This window comes from Streptomyces sp. NBC_01537, assembly GCF_045040445.1.
Classification (GTDB): domain Bacteria; phylum Actinomycetota; class Actinomycetes; order Streptomycetales; family Streptomycetaceae; genus Actinacidiphila.
Genome location: NZ_CP109392.1, coordinates 9,082,647 through 9,107,416 on the forward strand (window position 1 = coordinate 9,082,647; position 24,770 = coordinate 9,107,416).

At 67.7% G+C, this 24,770-nt stretch carries 23 protein-coding genes, 1 other RNA gene and 2 pseudogenes; 17 read left to right on the forward strand and 9 right to left on the reverse strand.

The genetic code is table 11. The features are described 5' to 3' along the window. Positions 1 to 21: 21 nt before the first annotated feature. Positions 22 to 813, reverse strand: coding sequence for a hypothetical protein (locus tag OG607_RS41640; RefSeq protein ID WP_405734967.1), 792 nt, complete (start codon positions 811 to 813; stop codon positions 22 to 24). Then, on the reverse strand, positions 810 to 1,868 hold the full coding sequence (locus tag OG607_RS41645; RefSeq protein WP_405734969.1) for a tyrosine-type recombinase/integrase: 1,059 nt from the start codon (positions 1,866 to 1,868) through the stop codon (positions 810 to 812). Before OG607_RS41645 ends, OG607_RS41640 begins: the two co-directional genes overlap by 4 nt. A gap of 267 nt (positions 1,869 to 2,135) precedes the next feature. Between OG607_RS41645 and OG607_RS41650 the strand changes: the two genes are divergently transcribed. Further along, positions 2,136 to 3,101, forward strand: coding sequence for a hypothetical protein (locus tag OG607_RS41650; protein WP_405737418.1), 966 nt, complete (start codon positions 2,136 to 2,138; stop codon positions 3,099 to 3,101). 207 nt (positions 3,102 to 3,308) lie between these two features. Here the strand turns inward: OG607_RS41650 and OG607_RS41655 are convergent, their stop codons facing one another. Then, positions 3,309 to 5,645: a hypothetical protein gene (locus OG607_RS41655; protein ID WP_405734971.1), complete on the reverse strand. Its 2,337-nt coding sequence runs from the start codon at positions 5,643 to 5,645 to the stop codon at positions 3,309 to 3,311. A gap of 253 nt (positions 5,646 to 5,898) precedes the next feature. Between OG607_RS41655 and OG607_RS41660 the strand changes: the two genes are divergently transcribed. The 6 genes from OG607_RS41660 (at position 5,899) to OG607_RS41685 (ending at position 12,212) form a co-directional block, all read left to right on the forward strand. After that, positions 5,899 to 6,021 (forward strand): hypothetical protein, encoded by a 123-nt coding sequence (locus OG607_RS41660; protein ID WP_405734973.1) that lies wholly within the window; start codon positions 5,899 to 5,901, stop codon positions 6,019 to 6,021. Positions 6,022 to 6,175: 154 nt separating this feature from the next. Then, an RNA gene (locus OG607_RS41665) (hammerhead ribozyme type II) lies at positions 6,176 to 6,243 on the forward strand. 319 nt (positions 6,244 to 6,562) lie between these two features. Further along, entirely contained in the window at positions 6,563 to 7,336 is a 774-nt protein-coding gene (locus tag OG607_RS41670; RefSeq protein ID WP_405734975.1) for a vWA domain-containing protein, read from the forward strand. A 26-nt stretch (positions 7,337 to 7,362) separates the two neighbouring features. After that, entirely contained in the window at positions 7,363 to 8,565 is a 1,203-nt protein-coding gene (locus OG607_RS41675; RefSeq protein WP_405734977.1) for a protein phosphatase 2C domain-containing protein, read from the forward strand. Between the two features lie 94 nt (positions 8,566 to 8,659). Then, complete coding sequence (locus OG607_RS41680) at positions 8,660 to 10,003, forward strand: protein kinase domain-containing protein (RefSeq protein WP_405734979.1); 1,344 nt, start codon at positions 8,660 to 8,662, stop codon at positions 10,001 to 10,003. Between the two features lie 7 nt (positions 10,004 to 10,010). After that, the gene (locus tag OG607_RS41685) at positions 10,011 to 12,212 is read left to right on the forward strand and encodes a right-handed parallel beta-helix repeat-containing protein (protein WP_405734981.1); all 2,202 of its coding nucleotides are present in this window, start codon (positions 10,011 to 10,013) and stop codon (positions 12,210 to 12,212) included. Between the two features lie 167 nt (positions 12,213 to 12,379). Here OG607_RS41685 and OG607_RS41690 read toward each other — a convergent pair whose 3' ends face one another. The 3 genes from OG607_RS41690 to OG607_RS41700 form a co-directional block, all read right to left on the reverse strand. Continuing rightward, complete coding sequence (locus tag OG607_RS41690; protein WP_405737420.1) at positions 12,380 to 13,816, reverse strand: IS1380 family transposase; 1,437 nt, start codon at positions 13,814 to 13,816, stop codon at positions 12,380 to 12,382. A 90-nt stretch (positions 13,817 to 13,906) separates the two neighbouring features. Beyond that, positions 13,907 to 14,434, reverse strand: coding sequence for a GNAT family N-acetyltransferase (locus OG607_RS41695; protein ID WP_405734983.1), 528 nt, complete (start codon positions 14,432 to 14,434; stop codon positions 13,907 to 13,909). A 351-nt stretch (positions 14,435 to 14,785) separates the two neighbouring features. Further along, positions 14,786 to 15,997 (reverse strand): IS110 family transposase, encoded by a 1,212-nt coding sequence (locus OG607_RS41700; protein WP_405734985.1) that lies wholly within the window; start codon positions 15,995 to 15,997, stop codon positions 14,786 to 14,788. A 274-nt stretch (positions 15,998 to 16,271) separates the two neighbouring features. On the opposite strand from OG607_RS41700, the pseudogene OG607_RS41705 reads away from it, so the two are divergent. Further along, positions 16,272 to 16,469 (forward strand): annotated as a pseudogene (locus OG607_RS41705) (IMP dehydrogenase); the annotation flags it as partial. A 59-nt stretch (positions 16,470 to 16,528) separates the two neighbouring features. On the opposite strand, the gene OG607_RS41710 reads toward OG607_RS41705, so the two are convergent. The 3 genes from OG607_RS41710 to OG607_RS41720 all read right to left on the reverse strand — a co-directional run bounded on the left by OG607_RS41710 (position 16,529) and on the right by OG607_RS41720 (position 18,058). Further along, entirely contained in the window at positions 16,529 to 17,161 is a 633-nt protein-coding gene (locus OG607_RS41710) for a DUF2461 family protein (protein WP_405734987.1), read from the reverse strand. 14 nt (positions 17,162 to 17,175) lie between these two features. Then, the gene (locus OG607_RS41715; protein WP_405734989.1) at positions 17,176 to 17,310 is read right to left on the reverse strand and encodes a hypothetical protein; all 135 of its coding nucleotides are present in this window, start codon (positions 17,308 to 17,310) and stop codon (positions 17,176 to 17,178) included. Positions 17,311 to 17,473: 163 nt separating this feature from the next. Continuing rightward, entirely contained in the window at positions 17,474 to 18,058 is a 585-nt protein-coding gene (locus tag OG607_RS41720; RefSeq protein ID WP_405734991.1) for a helix-turn-helix domain-containing protein, read from the reverse strand. 119 nt (positions 18,059 to 18,177) lie between these two features. Here OG607_RS41720 and OG607_RS41725 point away from each other — a divergent pair, with 119 nt between their 5' ends. The 9 genes and pseudogenes from OG607_RS41725 to OG607_RS41765 form a co-directional block, all read left to right on the forward strand. Next, the gene (locus OG607_RS41725; RefSeq protein ID WP_405734992.1) at positions 18,178 to 19,014 is read left to right on the forward strand and encodes an EamA family transporter; all 837 of its coding nucleotides are present in this window, start codon (positions 18,178 to 18,180) and stop codon (positions 19,012 to 19,014) included. Between the two features lie 28 nt (positions 19,015 to 19,042). Then, positions 19,043 to 19,690, forward strand: a complete 648-nt coding sequence (locus tag OG607_RS41730; RefSeq protein WP_405734994.1) for an FMN-binding negative transcriptional regulator — start codon at positions 19,043 to 19,045, stop codon at positions 19,688 to 19,690. A 40-nt stretch (positions 19,691 to 19,730) separates the two neighbouring features. Continuing rightward, the gene (locus OG607_RS41735) at positions 19,731 to 20,438 is read left to right on the forward strand and encodes a B3/4 domain-containing protein (RefSeq protein WP_405734995.1); all 708 of its coding nucleotides are present in this window, start codon (positions 19,731 to 19,733) and stop codon (positions 20,436 to 20,438) included. Positions 20,439 to 20,665: 227 nt separating this feature from the next. Further along, a complete protein-coding gene (locus OG607_RS41740; RefSeq protein WP_405734997.1) occupies positions 20,666 to 21,019 on the forward strand; it encodes a DUF317 domain-containing protein in 354 nt (117 codons plus the stop codon). 278 nt (positions 21,020 to 21,297) lie between these two features. Continuing rightward, positions 21,298 to 21,582: a hypothetical protein gene (locus OG607_RS41745; protein ID WP_405737422.1), complete on the forward strand. Its 285-nt coding sequence runs from the start codon at positions 21,298 to 21,300 to the stop codon at positions 21,580 to 21,582. Positions 21,583 to 21,604: 22 nt separating this feature from the next. Beyond that, positions 21,605 to 22,348, forward strand: a complete 744-nt coding sequence (locus OG607_RS41750) for a DUF317 domain-containing protein (RefSeq protein WP_405734999.1) — start codon at positions 21,605 to 21,607, stop codon at positions 22,346 to 22,348. Between the two features lie 157 nt (positions 22,349 to 22,505). Next, positions 22,506 to 23,402: a hypothetical protein gene (locus OG607_RS41755; RefSeq protein ID WP_405735001.1), complete on the forward strand. Its 897-nt coding sequence runs from the start codon at positions 22,506 to 22,508 to the stop codon at positions 23,400 to 23,402. Between the two features lie 246 nt (positions 23,403 to 23,648). Then, positions 23,649 to 24,380 carry a phytanoyl-CoA dioxygenase family protein gene (locus tag OG607_RS41760; protein WP_405735003.1) on the forward strand — a complete coding sequence of 244 codons (732 nt, stop codon included), beginning with the start codon at positions 23,649 to 23,651 and terminating at the stop codon, positions 24,378 to 24,380. 223 nt (positions 24,381 to 24,603) lie between these two features. Beyond that, positions 24,604 to 24,747, forward strand: a pseudogene (locus tag OG607_RS41765) (alpha/beta hydrolase); the annotation flags it as partial. Positions 24,748 to 24,770: the final 23 nt, after the last annotated feature.

Here is a 24,770-nt window from a genome sequence, read left to right on the forward strand (position 1 = left end):
ACCCCGGAGTGGCCGGCCCGTTCAGCCCCGGAGCGAAGCGCGGGCGCCTCGCAGTGGCCGAGCGCGGCACCAGCCCGCTGCACCGCGAACAGGACCCTCGTGCCCCCCGTCGGTCAGGAGATCCTCCCGCCGAACACGGTCGAAGAACGCGGTGGTGAGGTCGCTGCTGTGGGGACTGCGGTTGAGGAGGAAGAGCTGGCTCATCACGGAGGGCACGCCCTTGTCGTGGTCTTGGCCGTACTGGTAGCCCCAGCCGGTCAGTACGGTGCGGACCTGTCTGATCTCCGCTTCGACCAGGCGGCGGCCGAAGATGCGGCAGGCGAGTGCCAGCCGGTCGAAGTGCCCCAGCCGATTGAAACTGGTGAAGCCTGCCAGGTGGTAGGCGTACCCGCACAGAGCCGGACGCACGGCTCCCGCGGTCCAGTTGGGTACCTGCCCTTGAAACGCTCTGTGGTTGTGGCCGAGGAAGCGCAGCCATTCCTCGTCGTCCCAGTCCCAGTACGCACGGCCCGTATTCGCGCACCGCAGCAGCACCACGGCGACCGCGTCGTTCGTGGCCCGACGTACATGCTCGGTGGGAGGCACGTCGAAACTGGAGTTGACGTCCTGCAGCGGGCGTGTGAGACGGCTGATGTCAGCCCACTGCGGGGCGTCGGGGTCGTGGTAGCGCTGTCGTCGCAGGTTGCGCAGGCCCAGCTCGCGAATGGCGCGCTGCTCCACCCCGGCCAGCGCCGACGAACGGTCGTAGCGGCGCAGGTCGATCGGGGAGTGCCGGGGCCCGTGCGTGTCCTCGGGCAGGGAAGTGGCCGTCAACGCGAGGTCCCTCCCACCGTGGCCTGGGGTATGTCGGCGCTGGCGAGCATCTGGACCCGCCAGGAGTGGATGTGCTCCATCCCGCTCTTCAGCTTTTCGGCGAGGTCGCGCCCGGAGAGGTGGATGTACTGGAGAGTCGTTTCGGTATGCCGGTGTCCGGCGAACAAGGCGATGGCATGCAACTCCCAGCCCATACGCGCGAGGTCGGTCAGGCACAGATGCCGGGTGGTATGGGTGGAGAACCGCTCGACACCGGCGGTCAGCGCCAGACGCCGGACCACCTTCGACCACGTCCACAGACTCAGCGGCTGGCCGTGGTTGCGCCGCGACTCCGACAGGAACAGCGGCCCCCGTGCCCGGCTGACCGTCGCACGATGCACGAGGTACTCACTCAGCAGGACACCCGTCGGCGCCGAGTACGGCACCACCCGTTCGAGCCGGTTCTTCGTCGTCTCCGCCCGCACCCGCACCGTCCGGTGCGCCGGGTCCAGATCATCGGTCCGCAGCGAGCACAGCTCCTCCCGCCGCAGTGCCGCGTCATAGGCGAGCGCCAGCATCACCCGGTTGCGCACCGGCTCACACCGCGCCACATCCAGAAGATCCCGCCACTGCTGCTCGTCGGGGATCCACGGCAGTTTGGAAAAGCGCGATACCAGTCCCCGCTGCTGAGTGCTGCCGCGTCGGCCCGGCGTGTACCGCCCGCGGCCCACCGGGTTCGAAGCACGCAGCCCTTCCTCCATGAGGAAGTCGTAGAACAGACGCACCGGCACCAGGCGCTGCTGGACCGTCGCGTTCGCCAGCCCCACCCCGGAAGTGATCGAGACGACGTTCGCCCCGCGCCGGTGAGGCCGCGACGTCAACTCGCGAACGAACACCCCCACATGCGCCCGGCCGGCGACCAGCGGATCGACGCCCTCTCGCTCGCACAGGCTCAGATACTCAGCGAGACCCCGTGCGTACGCGTCCAAGGTCCGCGGCGCACGACCGAGGTCCTCCCACGCCTGCAACCAGGTCGCTGCATGCTCATGCCGGGCCAGTACCGGCCACTTGGCCACGAGTGCCGATGTGCTCCTCAAGCTGTTCCCCAGGGTCGTGGACGAAGTCGGGCTACATGATCACCCAGGCAGATTCCACGTAACTTCTAGCGTCTGGAGCCGCGCCAGGTCGTCCGGAAGATCCCGCGAGGTATCGAACATATTTTCCACTCTAGACGCGCGACCTGCCCTTCGCGCTCGCGTATTCGATTGTATGTTCTATATTGTGGCTGGGGAGGTGAGTGCCGGGTGAGTGCCACGTCGACGGAGCGTCGGCCGGGTGTGGTGATGCATGTGCGCTGCCCGGACCGGCTACCGGAGGAGACTTACCAGCAGGTTCTGGGGCAGCTGGGGGAGCTGTCGCCGGTGGTGCAGGCACTGCCGCCCACGGCGGCGCTGGCCGACCTGCGCGGCGCGCTGCGCTACCACGGCGCGACCGCCTCCCACCTGGGGGAGATCCTGCGGCTGCGGACGGTCTCCCGCTACGGCGTCGACGTCCGCGTCGGCATCGGCCCGACCATCACCGTCGCCGCGACCGCCTCCGCGCAGGTCCGCCACCCGGGCGGCGTCCTGGCCATCGAGGCCCCCGACGTCGCAGACTGGCTCGCCCTGCTCGGGGTGGAGGAACTGCACGGCATCGGCCCCCGCCAGGCCACCACTCTCCAGCGCTACGGCGTCGACCGCGTCGGCCTACTCGCCGCACTGTCGGCCGCGACCGTGCAGCGCCTGTTGGGGAAAGCGGGCCGTACGGCCGTCAACCGGGCCCGCGGTATCGACCCCCGTACCGTCACCCCGCGCCGCCTGCCGGCCTCCGTCAGCGTCCGGCACCGGTTCCCCTACGACGTCCTCGACGGCGCCGTGGCGCGCTCAGCCCTGCTTGGCCTCGTCGTGCAGCTCGGTGTCGAGTTGCGCCGCCGCGGGCAGGCCGCGCGCGCTCTCACGCTCACGCTGACTTTTGCCGGAGGACCGGCGTGGGAGAGGACCCGTCGCCTGGCCGAGCCGTCTGGGCACGAGGACGACCTGCGCCAGCTCACCTACCAGATCATGGATGCCGCAGGTCTCCAGCGAGGTCGGCTGACCGGTCTCGCACTGCGCGGCGAGGACCTGGTCGACGGCGACCAGGTCGCCGAACAGCTCAGTCTCGACGCAGCGCGGCAGGCACGGCTTGTTGCTGAGGGAGCGGTCGACCAGATCCGGGAGAAGTTCGGGCCCGGCTCGATCGGTCCGGCCGCCACCTATCGGTCGGCCTCCTGACCTCATGCAGAAAGCTGGCAGGGGAGCGGAGTTGTCCACGACGTCATCGCGTGAGCGACGCCGCAGACGCCCATGACGGGCCAGCTCGGCCCGGACACTGAGCGAGCGGAGATCTCGGTCAGCGGCGCCATGGCCGCATACTTGGCGGCTTCACGTCATGAAGCAGTGTGGGGCGTTGGTGGTGTCCATGGCTGGGCGATCGATAGGTCAGGCTCCCAGCCGTAGCGCCGACAGCGTTTCTGCCTCGTCCGTTCGTCTGGCCTTAGTCAGTTCATCGACTGCCCAATCGAGGGCCAACCACCGTTTGAGCGCCAACCCCGATTCCGGTCTATGGCCCCCTTCGGCGGCGCCCGCGATCCAGGTTATGGCTGCGTCCAGGTGTCCTGCCCGCGCTACCAGGTCGGCTGCCGAAACGAGGGCCTGGGTGTTACCGGCGCGGCCCGCGCGTTCGTACCAGGCCAGTGCCTCCTCCCACCGTTCGGCCCACGCTAGCTGGTCGGCTGCCCTCCGTAGGGCCTCGGTGTCACCGCCCTCGGCGGCGCGTTCGTACCAGGTCAAGGCTTCGTCCAGGCGGCTGGCCTTTGCCAGTCGGTCGGCTGCCGCCCGTAGGGCCTCGGTGTCACCGCCCTCGGCGGCGCGTTCGTACCAGGTCAAGGCTTCGTTCAGACGACCGTTCTCCGCTAGGCAGTCGGCTGCCCACCCTGGTGTCTTGGTGTCGCCAGCGTCGGTGGCGCGCTCGAGCCAGGCCAGCGCCTCCGCCCACAGTCCGGGCTGCCTTGGTGCGTCATACACTAGCCACGTGGCTACCCGCCGTAGGGCCCATGTGTCTCCACTATTTGCGGCACGTACATACCAGGTCAGAGCCTCGTCCAGACGCCCGGCGTTCGCCAGCCGCAGGGCCGCCCCACGTAGGGCGTCGGTGTCACCGCCATCCGCGGCCCGTTCGTACAAGGTCAGTGCCTCGTCCCATCGTCCAGCCGCTGCCAGCAGGTTGGCCGCCCAGTGCAGGGCCCCGACATCACCGGCGTCAGCGGCGCGCTCGAACCAGGCGAGTGCTTCGTCCCACCGTCCGGCGTCCGCAAGCAGGTCGCCCGCTTCCTGCCATGCGCTGGTCCTGTCTTTGCCGCGGGTAGTGACATAAAGACTGCAGGCGATGCGGAGCAAGCCGCGTTCTCGCGCCGTGTTGGCGAGTGCGAAGCGGTCGGAGTCGGCGGCATGCTCAATGAAAGCGTTCCAGAGCGTCGCGGGAGGGCGGTTGGGGAGACGGTGGTGGCGGCCGTGCTGTTCGAGGTAGTCGGCCAGGCGGTAGTGGGGCTGCGCAGCGGCAGGCTGCCCGGTACGCGGGCGGATGAGGGTGAGCATCCCACGTGCGCCCCGCAGGGGTTTCGCACTATAGGCCAGGGCTTGTTCGAACCACTCCTCGTCGAGAAGGTCCCACTGGGCGTCGTTAAGGTAGCCCGTGGCGCCTCCCTCCAACAAAGCTAGAGGGAGGGCGGGCCCGTGGCCGACCTGGCGGGCATCCATGGCCGCCTCCACCAGCGCCCGTGCGCCAGCGTTAGCGGTGGTGTATCGCTCCAGCAGAGCCGGGCCCCCGGCAAGGTACTGGGTGATGGCACCGCTCTCGGCGTGGTTGGCGGCGTAGGCCAGCCGGGTGTCCATGTGCGCACGGTCGGCCAGGGTGCGTAGGTCGGAGCTGCCGAAGTCCGCCGGAATAATCAAGCCGCGGCCGGCCAGCAAAACGCGGGCCTGGGCGTGAGGGTCATCGTCGGCATCGTCTGACGGCTGGGCGGTTAGGGTGCGCCAGTTGTGGGGCCATAACGTACCCAAGATCAGCACGGGCGTGCGGCCCGGATCGACCAGCAGAGTGCGCAGCTTCGCCGCTAGGCGCTCACCCAGATCGGAAGCGGTCAGCAGGTAGTGCTGGGCTTCGTTGAGCCATACCACCGTGCGCGGCGCGATCCGCTCGATGGCCCCGAGGGCGGCTTCGACAGGGACGGGGTCGAACGGGTGCCACAGCCGCCAGTCGCCGGGGAGGTAGCGCAGCAGTTCCCAGCAGGCACGGGTTTTGCCGGTGGAGGATCCGCCGGTCAGTATCACCAGTCGGCTCACCCCGCCTTTGGCCTCGTCAGCGATGGCTCGCAGCCGAGCGTCATGATCCCGCTCCACGTAGACCGGCAGGAGAGGCAGTGGCGGCCCGGTGCTCAGCAGGTCGGTGCTGATGGCGTGGTGTACCCCGAGCGCGAACGGATCGGTCACTGCAGCCAGAGGGTCGCCCGGTGGGGTCGTGAGGCGGGCTTTGATCCACAATTCGCCGATCTGGGGGGCCAAGGCGTCGGTATCCCAGCCTGCCCATCGTGCCAGGACAACGGCGACAGCCACTGCGTCGGCTCGCTGAGTGGGGACGCTCTGGTCGCTGATGCACCGCCGGATCGTGTCTCGCCCTGGCGCTCCAAGCAGACTGTCGTCGTCTGCTATAGCCATGGCGATCGCATCGAGGCTCGGCTCATCGGCCGCCGTGTAGACCTCGAAGAGCAGGTCCTTCAACTCCCGTAACGGACCCGGTCCAATCACGGCACGCGTCAGCCTCTTCGGGCGCCTGGCCGGGCCGCTCCGCCTGTCGCCACTCATCGCACCATCATGACGGGATCCCGCCCAGCACACAGCGTGAACAGCCCGCGCACTGCTACTCGTTGAGAGTTTGTCGCAACTTGTAGCGGATCTTCAGAGGACCTTGAAGGTGGACAGCAAGCCAGGCCGGCCGTCCACCCATCCGCCCCACGTATTCGTGGAGGTCCCCATGTCCAGCAAGCGCCTGACTCGCCGCGAGCGACTGGCCCTGGCCCGCGCTACCTTGAATGGCGCTGTCTCCGGAATCGTCCGAGCCGTCACCGCCTGGCTCCTGGACCAGCTGTCCTCGTAGCCCAGATCGCTAATGTAACCGCAGCATTGCCTCGGAGCTTCCCTCTAGACAAGCCTCATCATCCCAGCTCAGAAGGCACTTTCGCGTTTCCGATCAAGATCCGGACACGGTCCCAAGTGAAACGCGCAGGCTAGGCCCCACTACCCGCACCAAGAGCCGAAACGCCCCGCCCCCGGGGTGTCCGCCGGATCTTCCCCACCGGCGCTGACGAGGCAGGGAGAAGGATCGTGGGAGAACTCGTACGCGTGACGAAGGCCGCCGAACTCGCGCTGCAGGGCTGTGCATGCATCATGTTGGGGTCGAACTGGGTGAGGCGGTCCAGCAGGAGGTCTAATTAGACATCTACAGCTCAGCGCGCAACCCTGGAAGTAGCGACGCTATAAAGCGGCTTCCGATGATCCGCGATGGAACGCTTTCGTGCCGGGCTAGAGCTTAGGCCACCACTGGTGGCATGCCTCATCGGACCTTGCACCGAGCGTTATTATCCGTAACAGGGCGGAATCTTCGGCGAGGCTCCTCATTGAACCGTGGAGGAGGCGTGATGGCTGATAGTGCTGTCGGTATCGAGATGGATGTGGCGGGGCCGACCGGGGTGCGGCACCTGCCCGTGTACCTGCTACTGGACTGCTCTTGGAGTATGGACGGCGAGCCCATTGAAGCGGTGCGGCGGGGTCTCGAGATTTTCGATCGGGAGGCGAAGGGCGATGAATTTTCAGCCAAAACCGTCCGCGTAGGTGTGATCACCTTCGGGCGGGTGCTCGAAGTTGGCAAGAAGGACGGGGCCTTGCTTGTAACCAAGAACTCAGAGGGCGCCCCGGGACTTGTGTCCATCGAGGACTTCGTTCCACCGCAGCTCAAAGCAGAGGGCACCACACCTCTGGGTGCCGCTCTCCGCGAGCTCAACAAGTCCATCGACAATGATGTGGCGCCCAGGGTCGTGGGCAAGCAAAAAGGAGATTGGAAGCCGCTCATATTTATCCTCACTGACGGTCAGCCCACTGACGCCGAAGGAAACCCTACCGACGACTGGAAGAAGCCACGTCAACAAGTCCTCGCCCGTGAGAGCAAGCGACTGATCAATCTGGTCACAGTGGGGTGCGGACGGAGCATCGATCGAGAGACGCTGAGAGAGATCTGCATGGGCGATACGTATGTGCTCGACGAGAAAGACAACGAACATTTCAGCGCCTACTTCCGCTGGATGACTCAGAGCGTCGGCGCTGTAGCTCGCACCGTATCCATTCCCGGTGGTGGTGATCGCCGTGTCGTGGACCTCCCGCCGGCACCCGCCCAAGTCAAGCAACTCAGCTTCTGACCGTTATGGGCAGCTCACCGAGGTCCTTGTTCGCGATCGCGCCGCAGTTCGGTGCGGCGCTGTCGGTCGGCGACCGTACGCTGGCGGACTCCGCCGACGCGCACCCCGATTGGTGCGCTGGTTATGCGCAGGACGGGGGATACTTGGTCATCGGGGCCAGCGCGGTTGGACGTCTGCACCTGCGCAACAAGGTGCCCCGCGATGACGCATTCGCCGCGCGCTCGGCAGGGCGATGGCTCGCCGTCGCTGTTTCCGATGGCGTGGGATCCAGGAGGCTTTCCAGATATGGTTCGACCTTCTGCGTCCAAGCCTTGTGTGAAGAGCTACTCCGAGACCTCGACGGCCAATCGACACTCCCTGCATATGTCGCAGAGGCAGATCCGCACTCCCCGGCCGCGGTGCAGGGGGGCGTCGACGACTTGCGGGCAGGATTGTCCTCCCTGTCTGGACGACGCCTTGAAGATCCGACCATCGCCCAGCTCGACATGCGCGCCCACCACGCCGGAACCTTGGCCTGGAACCGCAGACTCGCCCCGCACACCCCCCGTCGCGCCGATCAGCACCCGGCTGCGTCGGAAAACGAGCCGGACGCTCAAGGGCATGTCATCCGAGCATTCGAGGCGACCCGCTCCCGACTGGCTGGCTTCGTCGCGGAAAGGGAGCTGGATCTCCACGCCGTGTCGTGTACTCTGCTCGGCCTTCTCATAGACACCGAATCTGGCCAAGCGGCCTGCGGCCAAGTAGGCGACGGACTCATCTCCGTACTCGACGGCAAACGCGGCGCCCACCCCATGCTGTGGGCGCCCGCGCCCGATGAGGCCGGAGCAACGTACGTGATCACGCAGAACGACTGGCGAGACTACCTGGAAACGGCCGTCCTCACCGGCGACGACGCGACAGGCATATCCAGCATCATGATCATGACTGACGGAGTATCGGAGGATTATCTGTACCCTCCACCCGAAGGCATATTCGAACAATGGTGCTGTGACATGGACGCCCGCCTGCGTGAGACCGATGCCCCCTTCGCCTCCCTGCGTCTCCTCTACTGGCTCGCTCAATACGAGCACCCAGGGAGCTTCGATGACCGGACTCTTGTCGCGGTCCTCACCAGCGAGGGGCCCAATCCCTCCTCTGAGCCGGGCCGCCCAGCAGCCGCCACCCCACAACCGCGCACGGAGACGGAAGTCCCCGAGCCCGGCGGGCACATGCCTGACCCGGAGAGTTGAAATGTCTCACTCTGCGTCCCTGCGACCGCCTCACCCAGGGTTGAACGGCACCCTTCTCCTGGATGACGAGGCGCACGTCGGCGGAGAAGGATCCGTGTATTTCACAACGGATGGGAAGCATGCGCTGAAAGTCTTCCACAAAGACCACGCGGGACTCGAGCAGCACCTTCGCCACGTCATGGAGGTGGTGCTCAGTAACCTCACGAGCGAGCAGGAGCGGTTCATCCTTCCTCCACTCGCGCTGCTCGATAGCTACGACGGCCATCCCAGGCAGGGATTCGTGATGCGCCGAGTCCCTCCGCGATACCGGGAGGCCATCGAACTAGTTCTGGCACCCGCACAGGCGAAAGTGCAGTTCCAGCGCGGCCGAACCTGGGGGTCCTACCTTCTTGCGGCCCGGAGCATGAGCAGAGCTATCCATGTGGTGCACAAGATGGGGTGCGCCCATAGCGACATCCACTACAAGAACTTTCTCGTTGACATCGACGAGGGTGACGCAGTGATGATGGAGGCCGACGGCCTTGTCACGGCGGGCTATTACAAGTCGCGGGTGAACGGCCTCATGGGCTTCATGGCACCCGAGATCCTCGCCCGCGCAGCTGAGCCTTCCGAAAGAACCGACCGGCACAGCCTGGCGATCCTCATCCTGCATACGCTCCTGTTCCGCAACCCTCTCGAGCCGCTAATCGAATACGCCGAGGACCCGGCGGAGAGCGACAGCCTCGGCTGGGGCGCGCACGCCCTATTCAGCGAGCATCCACAGGATCCCCGCCACCGGCCGCCCAATCTCGGTCAGCCGTTCTACAAGAGGGGCACCTTGAGCTATCAGATGCTCACGCCCGAGCTTCAGTGGCTGACCGAACGCTCCCTCATGCCAGGGCTCCATGATCCCGCAAGCCGGCCAATGGTCCACGAGTGGCTCGACGCGCTGGCCAAGAGCATCGACCAGCTCTGGCACTGCCCCCTCTGCGACCAGCTCTATCCCTACCCCCACTGGCAAGATGAGCCACTCTTGCGTGGGTGCCCGTTCTGCGGCCAGCGATGCCGGCGACCCCTGCCCGTCGTGATGAGCCTGCTCGAAGAACGCAGCACCGGCGACTTCACAGCCATACGACGCACGTTGATCCTCGGGAACGGCTCACGGTTCTTCGCGGACATGGCAGAGCCCCACAAGGTCCCGCCCTGGACCCGCGCGTCAACGAAGGCCATCGGCCACATCGAATGGGACGCCGCGCATGGCGGCTATCGCATCGTCAACGACGGCGACGCTTGCTGGAGCAGCGTCATCAACGATGCCAGCGCGGCTCGCGCCAGCGTCCTTCGAGGCTCCCAGCACCACAGCACCTCACGCGGCCAGTCCATACCCCTTCACGCCCACACGATGATCCGATTCGGCGCCGGACAACGCGCGGCTATCGTCGACGACCCAGGGGGATGAGCCGACGATGTCTGCGACCAGCCCGCTGCGTCCCCCGGACCTGGAGCGGCTCATCCCCCTGCTGCGCCACCTCGCTGAACTCATCGGCCAGGGCACCGAGGCGGACGGGACAACGCGGGCCGCGTTGTGCCTCGGAGCAGGGATCGACGACACAGACCTGCAGTGGGCCGACCCGGAACTGCGCAGATGGGCCGCCATCCTGGGAGCAGCACACCACGGCGAGTCGGCGGCCGGTCAAGACCTCGGTGTACGCGCTCTCACCCTTCGTGGCATCCCTCAGGCCACTGCCCGGGCCGCAGTTGCGGACGCCGCCGCCAGTCTTGAAGAGAGTCAGACTATATGGGTCAGCTCGCACACCATCGCCGCCGGAGACTGCCCCCTGGACACACCCGGCACCGCCGAAGTGGTGGTGCGCGGAGGTCCCGGCACCGTTACGCCGGGCTCCGACAGCATCACCGTCGAACCCGTCTCCTTCGGCCCCGAGGAGACAACCCTCCACATCCGGCTGGATCCCGCGCCCGCGGGAAGCATGACGTGGAGCACCATCGCCCTCGAGACCACCACCGATCGACTCGTGCTCGACGTGACGGCACGTTGGTGCGAAGCGCCCCCCATCGGCCAGGGCGGCCGAAAGTCCCAAGCCGACGACCATGCCCCACAGTTGGTGTCGACATTTGAACCCGCCACGCCGCCACCGGCCGTGCTCGTCGTCGCCCCCACCGGTCCCGCCGACCATCGCAGCATCAGCGCAGCGATCACCGCCGCGCCCCCCAACGCCCGCATCCTGGTCCAACCCGGTCGCTACAGCGAGGGTCTCGTCCTTGACAAACCGCTGGAAATATTGGGCGACGGCCCCTCCGGCGAAATCGTGGTGGAAGCCACCACCGCCAACTGCCTGTTGATGAAAACCGACTACGCACACGTCCGCGGAATCGCCTTCCACGGCTGGGCAGGCACGACGCAGAGAGAGTTCTTCGCGGTCGATGCCGCCCAGGGGTGTCTAACACTCGCAGACTGCGATATCACCTCTGACTCATTGACCTGTGTAGCAATCCATGGTCCAGAGACCACAGCTGTCATACGCGACTGCCGCATCCACGACGGCAAAAAGGCCGGCATCTTCGTGTACGAACACGGCCGGGGCACCATCGAGAACTGCGACATCCACACCAACGCCCTCGCCGGCGTCGTGGTGAAGTCCGGCGGCGACCCCACCGTGCGCGGCTGCCGCATCCACGACAGCAAACAGAGCGGCGTCTACGTGTTCGAGCAGGGCCGGGGCACCATCACCGACTGCGACATCCACGCCAACGCGCTCGACGGCATCACGGTCGAATCCGGCGGCGACCCCACCGTGCAGGACTGCCGCATCCACGACGGAAAAGAGGCTGGCATCTACGTGAATGAGCAGGGCCGGGGCACCATCACCGACTGCGACATCCACGCCAACGCGCTCGCCGGTGTCCTCATCGAGTCCGGCGGCGACCCCACCGTGCAGGACTGCCGCATCCACGACGGAAAAAACGGTGGCATCTACGTGGAAGAGCAGGGCCGGGGCACCATCGAGAACTGCGACATCCACAGCAATGCGTTCGCCGGCGTCGTGGTGAAGTCCGGCGGCGACCCCACCGTGCAGGACTGCCGCATCCACGACGGAAAAGAGGCTGGCATCTACGTGAATGAGCAGGGCCGGGGCACCATCACCGACTGCGACATCCACGCCAACGCGCTCGCCGGCATCGCGATTGCATCCGGCGGCGACCCCACCGTGCGCGGCTGCCGCATCCACGACGGAAAAAGCGGTGGCATCTACGTGTACGAGCAGGGCCGGGGCACCATCACCGTGTGCGACATCCACGCCAACGCCCATGCCGGCATCACGGTCGCATCCGGCGGCGACCCCACCGTGCGCGGCTGCCGCATCCACGACGGAAAAAGCAATGGCGTCTACGTGTACGAGCAGGGCCGGGGCACCATCACCGACTGCGACATCCACGCCAACGCCTATGCCGGTGTCCATGTCAATGGAGGGAAGAGTGTGACACTGCGTCGAAACCGCATCAACGGGAACGGCCAAAAGGCGATATGGGTCCAGGATAATAGTGGTCTAGAAGTCGAGGATAACGACTTGACAGAGAACACTGGTGGGCCATGGGACATTGACAGCACGAGTAGGCCAAACGTGCGTGCGCACCGCAACCGGGAATAGCCGTGGTAGACACGCTAACCTCGCCGTTTCGGTTGGGCTGAGGCGGCTGCGTTGATCATCAGCTGTTGGGTGGTCGAGGCGATTCTGTTGCCTGGGCATGGTGGAGTCCCGGCGCAATGGTCGGGTTCTCCGGGTCCTTCGGATCGTGGGTGGGCGGGGGCCGCAGGTCAGTCAACCGGTCGGGGCAGTGCGGCAAGGCGGTGGAAGGCCGTGGCCAGTTCGTGTCTCCATGGCCAGGTCGCCGAGATCCGCAGGCGGAGGCGGCGTCCACCGCGGGTGAGGCGGGCGGCAACATGTAGCAGCCGGTAGCGAAGTTTCTTGGGTTCGGCGGCGGCGAGTTCGCCATCCAGTAGGAGGACGCGGGCCCAGGCGAGGAGATCGATCGCCGTGAGGCTGAGTTCAAGCCAGGTGGCGTTGACGTCGAAATGGCGGGAGGGGAAGCGGCCGAAGCCAGTGTTCTTGCCGCACCGGATGTGGTCCTCGACGCATGCGTGTCCGCGGTGGCGGACCTCAAGGAACTGTGCGGAGCCGCCGCCGGAGTATGAGGTATCGGTAAGGAATACCTGGTGCCGCAGGCCCTCGTCGTGGTCGAATAGGGACAGTTGGGCGCCGGGGTGCGGTCGTTCGCGCCGCACGGTGATGCGGGTGCCGACCGGGTAACCGGCGAGGTCGACCATGCCGGTCAGTTCGGCGACCTCGGCGCCGTCTCGCGGTGTCCCGTTCTGGTCCAAGGCGGGATGCCAGAGAGCTTCGGGCAGTGAGCGGATTGCACGACGGACTGGCTCGGTGACCGCGTATCCGACCGAGAACCTCAGGTTCAACCCGTGCTCGCGCAAGGTCCGGATGTGAGTGAGGAAGGCTTTCGCGGATCCGGCGCTGTCGGCGCGGACCAGGATCTGGGTGCCGTACCGGTGAGCGTCGGGGATCTGTGCGAGGGCGTCGTCCAGCACCGCGATGTGATCGGCGGCGGTGTTGGCTCCGGAGTTGCCGGGCCGCAGTCGGCCAGACATGGCCTCGCCGGTGTTCGCGAGGAAACACAGCAGCGGATGAAAGCCGAAGCCGCCTTTGTAAGTGGGCGCGGCCTGTTCCTTTTCCGAGTGGGAGGTGATCAGCGTGGCGTCGAGGTCCAAAACCAGGCCGGGAAGTTCTCGTCCGCCGGCCTGGACGGCGGGTATGCCCTGGCCGGTCTCGGCGGCCTGCATCCAGGCGACCTCCCGGGCTGAGGCTCGGGCCGCTCGCAGCGAAGCGAGTACTGCCCCGTCGGTGTCGGCGAGCAACCGCCAGGCGGTGGGCGTGGAGGCGACCGGTCCGAATACCTCGCCCTGGTCCCGCAGCACGGCCAGATCCGCTATCGCCTCACCGCCGTCGGCGAGCATCACCGCGAGATCGGTGGCGGTCCGACCTGGATCGTGCCCGGTACCACGCGGTCGCAGCGGCCTGAGCGCAGTGGAGTAGGCGGTGGTCAGACCGGTGGCATCGGCAAGATCCGCCAGTAAACGTGTGCCCGCGTGCCCGACCACCCCCGAACCGTCAGTGGAGACGTGGAGCGTGGGACGAGAACCGATACCCTGCACGCAGAAAGTGCCTTCCGCTTGGACCGACAGAACCCGTCGACAAGGTTCATCGTCCCAGCTCAGAAGGCACTTTCGTATGTCCTCCCCGTTTCCGGCCTCATCTCAACCGAAGCGGCGAGGTTAGTCGCCGAGGACCCGCTCCCACAGCAGCCCGTCCCGCCAGCTCCCGTCGAGAAAGATCGAGGAGTGCGCGACGCCGTACGGGCTGAACCCGTTGCGGCGCAGCACCCGCTGCGACGGCAGATTCTCCAGATTGGTGGACGCCTCGGCGCGGTGCAACCCGAGTTCGTCCGTCATCACCCGGAGTACAAGCCCGACGGCGTGCCCGGCGTGCCCTTGATTCTGGGCGACGCTGGCGATCCAGTATCCGACGGAGCCGCGGCGCAGGTGCGGCTGCGGCAGGATGCCTCCGACGGTGACCTGCCCGATCACCTGGTCGTCGGCGAGCACCACGCCCGGCCAGACCGCGCCGGCCCGGTATCCGGCCAGCAGGCTGTCTATCCGCTCCGCCTGGCCCTCCGGGGTGAAGAAGTCAGCTGGCTGGGCAGGTTCCCACGGCCGGAAAGCCTCGAAGTCCCGCACCCGATGCGCGGCGATCGGGACGGCGTCGGTGGGCTCGATCAGGCGGATCCTGGTGCTGCTGCGCATGGGCTGATCCTGGTCGCGGTGCGTCGAATGAGACGGCCAGCCTATGCGAGGGTGCCCGCGCCGCCGCACCATACGCCCGCCGGAGGATCGAGTCGATCGCGCAGCTCGTGCTCTCGATACCCTGCACGCAGAAAGTGCCTTCCGCTTGGACCGACAGAACCTGCGGTTGTCTCGGCTCTCGGTGCATCCCCGCCAGGTTTACTGAGGCCGCTCCCGACGGGCAGATCGTTGACCTGCGTTGTCTCACGGCCCGCTATCACCCGGGACGGCGGTGCGGTCGGCTGTCTGGGGGTGCCGTACAGCGGGAAACGCGGGGGGGGGCCTCTATGTCCTTCGTCAAGGTTGAAGGGCTCAGGCGGGGGCGGTTTCGGGGGTGCGGGGTTCGTAGAAGGTGCCGTCGCGGAGCATGGCGAACAGGACGCTGATGCGTTGGCGGGCGAGGCGTAGGAGGGCTTGGGTGTGGGTCTTTCCGCGGGTGCGTTGTCTGTCGTAGTAGGCGCGGGAGGCGGCATCGGCGTTCATGCAGGCGAAGGCGGAGAGGAACATGGCGCGTTTGAGCTGCCGGTTTCCGCCTCTGGGTGCGTGTTCGCCGTGGATCGAGGTCCCGGACGACTTGGTTGCCGGGGAGAGTCCGGCGTAGGAGGCGAGGTGGGCGGCGGTGGGGAAGTTGGTGCCGTCGCCGACGGTGACCAGCAGGACTGCGGCGGTCCTGACGCCGACTCCCGGCATCGACGTCAGGACCGGGGAAAGAGGGTGAGCCTCCAGCAGGGCGTTGATCTGTGTCTCCAGGGCCCGGCGCTGTGCGTGGACGGCGGCGAGCGATGCGGCCAGGGAGGGAATCACGATGCCGAGCGTGCCGGTGCCGGGCACGATCACAGTCTGTTCATCGAGCGCGGCGAAGATGTCGTCGATCAGCCGGGCGGCCATGCGCGGGGCCTTGGGCCGGATCAGCTCGACGAGCCTGCGGCGGCCGGCCTTTCGCAGCGAGGCCGGGGAGCCGTAGCGCTCCAGCAGCCAGGTGACGGCCTGGTGGTCGAGGCGCGGGCCGAGGACGCGTTCCAGGCTGGGGTGGAACTGGGTGAGCAGGCCGCGTATCCGGTTGGAGGTGCGGGTGGCCTCGGCCGCGAGGTCCTGGTCGAAGCCGACGAGCACGGTCAGCTCGGCGGTGATCTCGTCAGTGAGTTCCAGCGAGCGCAGGGTGTGCGGCATGGTGCGGGCGGCGTCCGCGATCACCGCGGCGTCCTTGGCGTCGGTCTTCGCCTCGCCCGGGTAGAGATCGGCGATCCGGCGCATCGCCAGGCCGGGCAGGTAGGCGACCTTGCAGCCCGCGTCCCGGGCGACGGTCAGGGGGAGGGCGCCGATGGATGCGGGCTGGTCCACGATCACCAGCACGGTGCCGAACTTCGCCACGAGCTTGTCGAAGACGGCCCGCAGTTTCGGCTCGCTGTTGGGCAGCTGCTTGTCGAGGACCTTCTTCCCGGCCGGGGTGAGCCCGTGCCCGTGGTGAGCACTCTTGCCGACGTCCAGGCCGAGGAACACGCCCACGTCTTCGGTGTCGAACATCGCGCCCTTCCAGGGGAGTTGAACGTGCCGGCCTCGGCGATGGTGCCGTACGCGCGCATCCACGTTATGCAGACCTGCCGCCCGCGAGCTGCCCGGCATTGCGCCGGACCGGGCGGTGGTCGGACCTCTCATCAGCGTCTCCGACGGCACCTCCCGGGCCCGGTGACACCACCCCCCAGGTCATGCCTTCGACAGGGGGACACAGTCATGCCGGGCCCGGAGGCCAGCGGCCCTCTTGCAGGACCGCGAAGAAGATAACGGGGTCTGCCGCCGGATGTTCGACCGCGACATCGCACTGCGCGGTGGCATCGCCCCGGTCCACGCCTGCATTCCCAAACTCCTGCCGGATGTGCTCTCCGGGGCCCTCGATCCGGGGCCCGTCTTCGACCGTGCCGTCCCCCTGGCCGAGGTGCCGGACGGTTATCGGGCGATGGACGACCGGTCCTCGCTGAAGGTGCGCATCACCTTCTGAGCGCGAGGGCCGGTGGCACGGGTGTGGTTCCTCCCGTGCCGCGCGGCGTCCTCGTGATGTCAGGCGGCGCGCTTCACGTGGCGGACCAGCCACATCAGCAGGGCGTCCAGGTCGGCGGCGGCCGAGAGGACCCGGTCGACCGCCTCGGGGGTGTGCAGCCACTCCTCGCAGCCGAGGGGGCGGGCGGCGATCAGCGAACGGTGGCGCAGTAGGTTCGTACGGGAGTGGTCCGTCGGATAGCCGCGTGGGGGGCGTTTCATCACGTCCCCGGAGATGTCGTAGCCCTTCTTCCGCACGTCCTCGACGATGGCGGACAGTTCGCGGCCGCTCCCCTCGGAGGCCACGGCTTTGCGGAACATGTCCACCTGGCCGGGATCGGGGTACCACCAGGCGCCCTGGATCCGCAGGCCGTCCAGGTCGAACCGGAGATTGATCTCGATCTTGCGGCCGAGTCGGATCACCGCGCCCTGGTGCTGCCACCACCAGGAGTCGGTGCGGTAGTGCCAGACGGAGAAGTCCTCGTACCGGGGGTCGGTGTCCGCGACCTCGTTGAGCAGGGCGATCATCGGCTGTCGGACCAGGCGTTCGCGGTCCGCGCGGTAGCGCTCGCGGGTCGCGTGGGTCGGTTCGCCCTGGAGCTGCCACAACACGTCCATGGCCTGCTCCGGCCAGCCGGTGAACTGTCCGCGCATGCGCGCAGGGTAGCTCACCCGTGATCCGCACGCGCGGAGAGTGAGACGGGCAGGGAGGTGTAACCCCAGACATGGTGGGAGGTGTTGCGGCGGGGCTCGCCGGCCAGTTCGATGTGCCGTGCGCGGTGGGCGATTTCGTCGAGGAACACGGAGAGTGCAGTCGATATGAAGCGGGCGGTGAGATTGTGCAGCCGAACTTGAGATCCCACAGCCGTCGAAGGACACCAGTTGTCCTCTGACATCCAATCAAGGCGTTTGACATCGAACCCAGTCGTCCAGGGCGAGCGGAGCCGGCCTGCATCCGCGGCCTGGTCAGGCCGCGGATGCGGGCCCGGGCGGCAGATGGACGGTCATGATCAGATGGCAGGGCTCGTCGCCCACCCCGCGATAGGTATGGGGGGCGTCACCGTTGAACGTGGCGGTCTGCCCGGCTTCGACCCGGTGCTCCGCACCGTCGACGACCAGGACCATGTGCCCCGCGGTGACGCTGACGGTTTCCACGACGCCGGCCTGATGGGGGTGGCTGGGGTACTCCTCGCCCGGCTCGAGGCGCCAGCGCCACACCTCGACCGGAGCGGGGCTCGAGGTCGTCAGCATGAGCCGGGCCTCGCTGCCCCGCTCGCCCGCCCACAGCGGCATCACGGCGCTGGCCGAGACCACACGGACGCGCTCTTCGGTCGGACCTTCCATCAGCGCGGAGACCGAGACGCCCAGCGTGTCGGCCAGCCGGACCAGGGTCGCGAAGTTCGGATTGCCCTGCGCCTTCTCCAGCCCGACCAGGGCCCCCTTGCTGACCTTGGCCCGGCGGCCGAGCTCGTCCAGGGACAGGCCGGCGCGAGTGCGAGCTGAGCGGACGTTGTGCGCGAGCGTGCGCAGGGCCGCCTCTGTCTCGGTCACCTGGTCACCATCCCCATCGGTCGGTCAGTGGAATGCACCCCCCGGTCGTTCGGTTGACAGAGGGCGGTCGTTCCGTTGTACGGTTTGGTCGTTCTGCTGTAATCGTAAGGGATCGTCTCGTGATAGCTCTACTGCTGGCCCTGGGCAGCTCACTGGCCTACGGATGCGCCGACTTCCTCGGCGGTCTGGGCGCCCGAAAGGCCCACGTGCTCCGCACTGTGATGGTCGCCGCGCCGGCCAGCCTGGCGGTCGAGCTGCTGTTGTGGCCCGTGCTCGGCGCCTCGTTCAGCCCCGCCGCGCTCGGCTGGGGCGCCGCCTCCGGCGTGGCCTCGGCCGCCGCGTTCGCCCTGCTCTACAAGACCCTCGCCATCGGCCCGATGAACGTGCTCTCCCCGGTCACCGCGCTGGTGTCCGCCGCGCTCCCGGTCGCGGTGGGCCTCCTGCAGGGCGAGCACCTGGGGATGGCCGGCCTTTTGGGTCTGCCGCTCGCGTTGGTCGCGGTCGTGCTGGTCAGTGCCGGACACGGGACGGGCTCGTCCCGGCCGTCGCGTACGGCGCTGCTGCTGGCCCTCGGCGCGGGCGCGGCCATCGCGCTGCAGCTGATCTTCCTGCACCAGGCGCCGTCCGACAGCGGCGTGGCGCCGTTGATCACCAGCAGAGCGGTCTCCTCGGCCGTCACGCTGACCGCGGCCGGGCTCCTGCACCGCAGGCTCGGCCCCGAGAGGCCCGCCTACGCCCTGTCGGCCACCGCCGGTGTGCTGGACTCGCTGGCGAACCTGCTGTTCCTGCTCGCCGCACGCAGCGGCGACCTCACCGTCGTCGCCGTGATCACCGCCCTCTACCCGGCCGGCACGGTCCTGCTCGCCCGCAGCGTGCTCGCCGAACGCATCCACAAGGGACAGGTCGTCGGCCTGGGCGCCGCCGCGGTCGCCGTCAGCCTCCTCGCCCTCACCTGACCGCCCTGCACACTTCAAGGAGCCCCGCATGTTCATCCAGCCCTGGGACGCCGCCCTGGACGAGGCCGAATGGCAGACCTGGATCGCCGAAGGCCACGACTTCGGACTACTCAGCGTCAACGGCCTGCCCGGCCACGCACCCACCACCGTGCCCACCCACTTCGTCCCCGACGGCAATCAGCTGCTGATCCATCTGGCCCGCCCGAACCCGGTCTGGGAGTCGATCGAGTACGACCCGAACGTCACCTTCACCGTGACCGGCGACTACGCCTTCGTCCCCGGACCCTGGCGCGCCAAGCCCGACACCACCCCCACCGAAGGCGTGCCCACCAGCTACTACGCCGCCGTCCAGTTCATCTGCCAGGCCCACATCGTCGACGAGCCGGAAGCCAAGGCCGAGCTACTGCGCCGACAGATGGCCCACTTTCAGCCCGACGGCGACCACGCCCCCATCGAGGTCGACCAGGCGCCGTACGGGCGGAAGCTGCCCGGCATCCGCGGCCTGACGCTGCAGGTGACGGAGGTCCGGCCCAAATTCAAGTACGACGAACACAAGCCCGTAGAGCACCGTGCCACCGTCGCTGACCGCCTCACCGACCGCAAACAGGCCCTCGACGAGCCCACGGCCCGCCAGCAGCGGCGCCGCCTGGACCGCATCGGCCCCTGGAAACCCTGACCCCGCCCACCCCGCACCAACTCGGAACGGAGCTCTACCCATGACCGCCTTCCGCATCACCCCCGCCGTCGCCAACGCCTTCCCCGACACTCTCATCGCCGTGGTCACCGCCAGCGGACTGCGCGGCCACGAACCCTGGCCCGACACCACCGCTGCACTCGACGGCCTTGAGCAGCAGCTGGCCGCCGGCGCCTGGGCCCCGGCCGACGAGAGCGACCCGCGGATCGAGGCGTGGCACACCGCCTACCGCTCTTTCGGCACCAACCCCCGCCGCATCCGCCCCAGTGTCGACGCCCTGGGACGCCGCATGGCCAAGAAGGGCACCCTGCCGCGCATCAATCCGGCCGTCGACTCCTACAACGCTGTCTCCGTCCACCACGGCCTGCCCGCAGGAGCCTTCGACCTTGACCACGTCACCGGCGCCGTCGAAATTCGGTACGCGGACGGCACCGAGGAGTTCACCCCGCTCGGCGAACCCGACACCACTGAGAACCCCAAGCCCGGCGAGATCATCTACACCGACGCCACCGGCGTGCTGACCCGGCACTGGAACCACCGCGACGCCCACCGCACTCGCGTCACCGAGGACTCCACCCGCGTCGCCTTCGTCCTCGAAACCCTCCACGCCGCCCGCGACGGCCACCTGCTCAAGATCGCCGCCGAGGAGCTGCACGGCCTGCTGATGCTCCACGCCGAGCAGACGCACGTGCACTACCTCAGCCCAGAACAACCGGAAGTCACAGCGTGAGCCCGCTAGGCACCCAAGGTGCCACGGAGCACCCCTCACGACTAGATTCACTGTCAGAGAAGCCGAAACGGCTGGGTTCGCTGTCAAACGCCTCGATTGGATGACAAGGGACACCAGTTCGCCTGGGGCAGACAGGGAAGATCCCGAAAGGACTGGTGCAAAGCCGCAGCGGCATGTCAACGTAGGTGTCTTCCCCAGAAAACGCCAGGTCAGAGAGGTGTTTGCCTGTGACTGTGGACGTGACCACGGCTGGATTCTCTACGACCGTCGAGACCCTGCGGCTGCGCACCTGGCAGGTCGGCCCGGGCCAGCCGACGCTGGTCACCGACCAGTTCAGTGCCGAGGAGTTCAACCTGATCGTGGACGACCGTGCCGATGTCCACATCAGCTCCAAGGACGGCCGCTTTTACCTCGGCTGGTTCCCGCTCGGCCGGCCCGGCACCGATGGCGAGGGCTGGAAGCTCGCTGTCACGGGCACTGCGAAGGTTCCCGGCTACCAGGTGTCGTTCGACATCGAGACCCCTGCCGACATCGTTGCCACCACCGTGGCCCGGGTCCTGGCCACCTCCCGGCCTGCCTGAGCGGGCCACGGCACGTCAAGGAGCGTGTTGCTCTCCCCGTATCTCCTCGACCGCCGCATCGGCGAGCAACTGGATGCAGCCCGGCAGGTCGGCGACCGGGTGGCATGGACGGACACCTGGGCATCACGGTTCGACGCCACCCGCGTAGCATCTGCGCTCCTGCGACTCCCGGCTGCCCTTCTATGCCGCCTGATACGGACCGATCCGTACGGCCCGTACGCTGCCCTTCGCAGCGTCCCCTGTCCCCCTATCGCAAGGAGAATCACTTGGATCCACAGATGCCGGAGATGACCGTCGGCGCCCTCCTGGACCGCCTGTCCGCCTACGACCGCGAAGCACCGATCCGGCTGGCCATCAACCCGTTCTTCCCCATGGCGCACCGGCTGGCCGCCGTCATCGGGGCCCAGGACGAGGACGGGCGGCCGGTGGTGTTTCTCGCCGACGACGGTGAGCAGCTCGGTCACCTTCCACCCGAGGTCGCCGTCGAGCTCACCTGGCAGGAGCCGGTCGAGGCACCCCCGCGCAAGCGGCGCGGCGTGGCCCGTCCCAGGGGCGGCCAGTGACCCATTCCCTAAGCTCACGGAGGTGCCCCTGCACCCGCACCACCCCTTCGATCCTCCTGCCCCCGGCCCTGCGGACCCGGTGTACTGGGTTACCCCGCGCCATCTGGCCGGTGACGACGGCATCCTGGCCGACCAGATCAGCGCCCTCCTCAGCGGCGCCGGCTGGACGAGCTGGCCGACCGCCCACAGCACCCTGCTGTATGTGAGCCCGGACGCGCTGTGCGGCGCCGAGTGGATTCTGGCGGCCTACCCTTTCCAGCTCGGCGGGCTGCCCGTGGCCTGGCAGATGTCGGCCCGCACGCACCCCGCCAGTGCAATGACGGATTGGAATGCCTACTTCACCTGCGACGTGCCGCACGAGGCGCTCGCCGACTTCCTCCTCGCACTCGACGTGCGGACCGAGCCAGCCGTCGGCTTCGACGGACCTGAGGCCGTCCTGACTGCGCTGACCGCCCAGGGCTGGATACGGGATATCGACAACCCCGCCACTACCGCCACGGACCCGAGCTTGATCTCCAGCGTCTCGCTCGGCCCTGTGCCGCCGCTCATCCAGGACGCCGACCCCCGGCCTGACCTGGCCGGCTGGCAGGCATGGGCGGAACCGGTCCTGGGCGCACCGTATCTGTGGTGCGCCACCTTCAGCGCCAGCGTCCCGCACGACCTGGTCGCGGCCTTCGCCTCCTCGCTCGCCTCGCCGGTCCCCGTTCTCCGGCACACGCTGCCCAAGAGCGCTCAAGGTCTGCTCACCGTCGTCCCGCTGGGCTGAGGTCCGCCGCACCTTCCCTCCCCCCGTATGCGGCCCGAGCGTCCACGCCGCCTGTCGCCTTTGGACGCGCGGGCTGCTTGCTGCCGCCAGCATTCGGCCTTGCACGCGCGGAAGCGGGACCGATCTGCCCCATCTCCCCGACGCCCAGGAGGCTCCCTTGTCCCTGCCGCTGATCCGGCTCGCCATCGGCCGTACGAACGGCACAGCCCATCACGGTGTACTCCTCAACGGCACCGGGCCCGTGACAGCCTGCGCCACGCATTCGCCAGACCTCGGCCCTATCGCGGAGAACACGGCGCATCAGCTGTGCCAGAGCTGTACCCGCGCTTTGTTGATCATTACCACGGCGCCTCACCCCAGTGGTGAACCCGACACCCGGGCCGCGTCCGGGGCCGGAAGGAGCGCAGTTGCGCACCGTCCCATCCCCGGCCACCTGCTCGGCTACTGCGGGAAACCACTGGATTCCCGCCGCGCTGTCAGCAGGCGTGTGTGCGCCAACTGCACCCGGCTCGGCGAAGCCCTCGAACGCTTCCGCCGACGTGCAGGCCAGCTGGCCCTGCCCGCTGGCGAGCCCTGCCACGGCGACGACACCTTGCTGTGGGCTCCCCAGGGGCGAGGCAACCTGGTGACCGGGCATCGTCACAGCGGCGAAACCGGCAGGGCGTTCTGCGACCAGCAGCTCTCTGGCCCGAACCCGGGCGCCACCAACGAATGCACCCCTTGTCGGCGGAATCGGCAGGAATCCGAGCGCGTCCGACGGACCTACACCGTCCCCAAGATGCGTGAGCGGGCCCGTTGGTGGCATCAGCGGCGGGAGCTGGAGATGTTCGACGACCGACCCGCCGCTCTCAACTCCGGTGACGTCTATAGCCTGTCCGGCTGCGCCGAGGAACATCATGCTGTCGCGGTCACCGACCGCAGCCACATCGGCTACATCGACCTACTCGTCTACCTACCCGGCGAGGACCGGACCGCCGATGCCCGCATCCGTTGTGATCGCCTCATCACCATCCAGCGCCCGCCTTTCCCCGAGGCCGGCATGCCTCGGCCTTGATGTCCGGCGCCGGACAACCGCGTCCGCTTGCCCGGCAGACCACGTTCGTGGTCTGCCGGGCAATTTCACGTTGTGCCCCAGCAGGCACCTGTCCACGGTCATGTGATTCGGCTCGGCCGAGGATCTTGTGACGGAGTGTCGGTGCTGGCTGCGACGGCGTGTGGGCGCGGAGGGCCAAGGTAATTGGGTTGCTGAGGGAAGACGCTGCTTGGTGCACTGAACGGCATGATGACAATCACTGGCGAGATGCGGACCGCGTTCCGCCAGCAGGGGTTCGTGGTCATTCCCAACGTGCTCAGCGGCGAGGAGATCGCCGCAGGCCGTGAGATCGTCTCCGCGATGCTGGAGCAGCAGCCTGTCGCCGACGATCACGTCGGACCGTATTTCCTGTGGCCGCGCTTCACCCCGCAAGGTCATCCGCTGCTCGACTTCTATCGGGAGACGGGTATCGGGGAGCTCGCCCGCCAGTTGCTGCGTACGGATCTGGCTGTGCGGGATCCTGATTTCGCGCAGGTGGCGACAACGATCCCGCCCTGGCCGCATCGGCCGGGCGGCCCGCACGTCGACGGCCTGACGCCGGGCGAACCGGACGGACGCCCCGGCACTTTCTCGCTGCTGGCCGGCGCGTGGCTCACCGATCACAATCGGCAGCACCGTGGGAACCTGTGGATCTGGCCGGGTACGCATCTGCGTTTCGGGCAGTACCTCGCCGAACACGGCGCGGACGCCCTCACGCGGATCGATGAGATGAATCCGGGCCCCTATCCGAAGATCGAGCTCGGCGAGCCGACACAGGCGCTGGGCAGCGCGGGCAGCGTGCTGTTCGCGCACTACCTGCTCGCCCACAACATCGGTGGCCACGACGGTGCGACCGGCGAGGGGCGGCGCGAGACGGTGTACTACCGGCTCCACGCGAGCGGCCACCGGGAGCGGTGGCGGGAGGCCGTCACCAATCCGCTCGCCGAATTCCGCCCGTAGGCAGCGGCGTAGGGCGTGTTGACAGTCGAGGACCTGCAGCGGCGTCGGGCTCGGCGCAAATCGGGCCCATTCCGGTAACGGCGGAGTCCTGTCGCAAACACCCTGTTGGCGACAGGACTCCCAGCGGCGTTGCGCAGGTCAGCTCGCGGCGCAGGCCTCATCGAGCGCCTTGCTGACGTGGGTGTCCACGAGATTCTCTGTCAAGTTCAGCGTGTTGAACTGGAACCCTCGGCAACGGGCCCTGGACCTGTTCGACGCCTTCGGCACCAAGGAGAAGACGCCGCACGCCAATCTGGGCGGGCACACCGGCACCCCGTGGTTCGAGGTGGAGGACGGGGGCAGGTTCTTCGGCCGGCACCTGAAGTGAGGCCGGGCCGCCAGGCTGGCAGC